This is a genomic window from Streptomyces sp. NPDC056948 (assembly GCF_042674225.1).
Lineage (GTDB): Bacteria > Actinomycetota > Actinomycetes > Streptomycetales > Streptomycetaceae > Streptomyces > Streptomyces purpurascens.
This window is the reverse complement of the sequence record NZ_JBHUQX010000740.1, coordinates 1-2,188: the sequence shown is the minus strand read 5'-3', so window position 1 is coordinate 2,188 and position 2,188 is coordinate 1. Positions and strand designations below refer to the sequence as shown.

Below are 2,188 nucleotides of genomic sequence, written 5' to 3'. Positions count from 1 at the left end.
TCCCCGGCCACTTCCAAGCCGAGGACGAGGCCCAAAACGAGCTGTTGCGCTGCTTCAACGACACCGCGTTGCCCTTGGACGTCCGCGTCGCGGCTGCTCTCGTCCGTTTCTACGCCCTTCCTCTGACCTGAATCGTCGAGCTCACCGAGGACCACATCAGCCGCGACCAGGAGTACACCTACCTGGCCGTCAGCCAACATCCTTTCGTGCTCCCGCCTAAGCTCGTCATCGACGATCAGCTCCGCCACAGCATTACGGCCGGACGTAGGTACCTCTTGCCCGGCCAAAGCCCTGGCCGCGCAACCCCCTCGGCCTCGCCGACACACTGAGACACCACGGTCTGCCCGCCCGCGCAGCTCGGAACACCGCCATGATGGACGCCCTGGTAGATCTACCACCCGTGGTCATCGCTGACCTGCTCGGTATCCACCCCCCGAGACAGCCGAACGCTGGGCCACGCTCGTCGGCGAGAACTGGTCCGATTACTTGTCGTCGCTGACGTGACCGGGCCGGGCTCCCGGACTGTTCACCCTGCCAGCGAATACTCCAACTCTCTAATGCCGCCACTTCACCAGTGCCTGTACCCCGGTGACGACCCGGTGGAGTTCATCCCCCGCACCCCGCGCGCCGTCCTTACGCACTGCGTCTTCTTACGGCACCCCCACCCTTGTGCATAGGCGGTCAGTGACCGGCTGGCCGAAGCGGCCCGGGATTCTGGTTTGACCTTCAAGTCGGGTCGAAGGTTTACCGTCGGGGGCATGACGAGCTGCCGCATCTCGCAGCTAGTGCTGTGACCGGGAAGGTTCACCGGTTGCCGACAGACGGCCGTTCCGCTGATCACCTGCTTGCATATACCTGCGATTTGACTTGCGCACGCGATCCCCGAGGGCGTTCACATGTGGACGGGGAGTTCCTCGTCCGCGGCTCGACACCTCCAGTCCCGCCAAGAGTGACGGAGTGGTCACGTTCCGTTATGAGAAGATCCATGCGCGTCGGCATCGAGCCGGCCAGCGAGGAGACAGCCATGCCTGAGACCACGCCCAACTCAAAGGGCCCCGCACCAGCCCAGTACAAGCCCGCAGCGACCGAACCGGCACTCGTCCCGGCCGACCAGGTCAAGCCCGAGGACGTAGCCAAGCTGACGATTGAGTACCGGGACGGCCAGCCCGTGATCGTCGCCAGCGGCGGGACGATGATCCCCGGCGGTATCACAGTTGTAGACAAGTCAGGCAACGCTGTCGCGGGGTACGCGGCACGGCGCGACCCCGTGGGGTTCATCTTCTCGGCCTTCAACCTGGGTGGGACGTTTGATCCCGACGTTGTTCTCCCGGACAAGTACTGACCCGCATCTGTGCTGTGCCCCGGTGCGGACCCCTCACAGCCCGGGCCGGGGCATCGCGCCGTCAGAACGGCGTACAGGCCGCTCCGAGATCTCACAATCATCGCCGACGCACGGCTCAATCTCCGCCGTGGCCAGCATGGTCCTCGCGGTATACATCAGGCCCATGCGGTCCGCGTCCCACGCGATTCGGATCGTCAGCTAGGTGCTCTGAGCGCATAGGTTGACCGGTTTGGTGATCGTGGCAGTTGGATGGGTGGTGCCGTCCGATCCAACCGCTGGAGGTGCGGTGGCCGAGCCTGTCCGTGTGCGCAGACTGACCGACCAGGAGGCGCAGAAGCTGCAGCAGATCGTGCGTCGGGGCGCACCAGCTCGGTGCGCTATCGACGCGCGACGATGCTGCTGTGCCTCGGCCGGCCGGAACCGGGTGCCCGTGATCGCCCAGCTAGTACAGGCCGACGAGGACACTGTCCGGGACGTGATCCACCGGTTCAAAGAGAGCGGCCTGGCCTGCCTGGACCCTCGGCGGGCGGGAGGCCGTCCCCGCCAACTCAGCTCTGATGACGAAGACTTCGCCATCCAGACGGCCATCACCTGCGACGACGCGGGTCCGCGATCGCCCGGCTATAGGTCTGTTGCGGAAGTGGATCTTGGTGGATGATCACGCCCAGATGCCATCGCCGAGGTGGCCAGCCTGCTCGCGCCGGGTGACGCCCGCCGGTAATGGCGGCGCGCGGGCTCCCGCCACAGGCCGCAGTCGTCCAGATAGAGCACGGACGGCAAGGCCAGGCCACCACACCTGGCCCGCCTCGTCGGCGCCCCGCCCGGCTACATCGGCTACGAGGAGGG

General features: G+C 66.0%; 1 protein-coding gene and 1 pseudogene. Both read left to right on the top strand.

Annotation, left to right across the window (positions count from 1 at the left end):
• The first annotated feature begins 985 nt into the window (after positions 1–985).
• Positions 986–1,342: a hypothetical protein gene (locus ACFTZL_RS44210; RefSeq protein WP_382596102.1), complete on the top strand. Its 357-nt coding sequence runs from the start codon at positions 986–988 to the stop codon at positions 1,340–1,342.
• Positions 1,343–1,628: 286 nt separating this feature from the next.
• A pseudogene (locus ACFTZL_RS44205) lies at positions 1,629–1,934 on the top strand (transposase); the annotation flags it as partial.
• Positions 1,935–2,188 lie beyond the last annotated feature (254 nt).

What these genes read in the sequence shown, in the direction of transcription:
- ACFTZL_RS44210 (WP_382596102.1), top strand. Translation starts at nt 986, where the DNA reads ATGCGCGTCGGCATCGAGCCGGCCAGCGAGGAGACAGCCATGCCTGAG.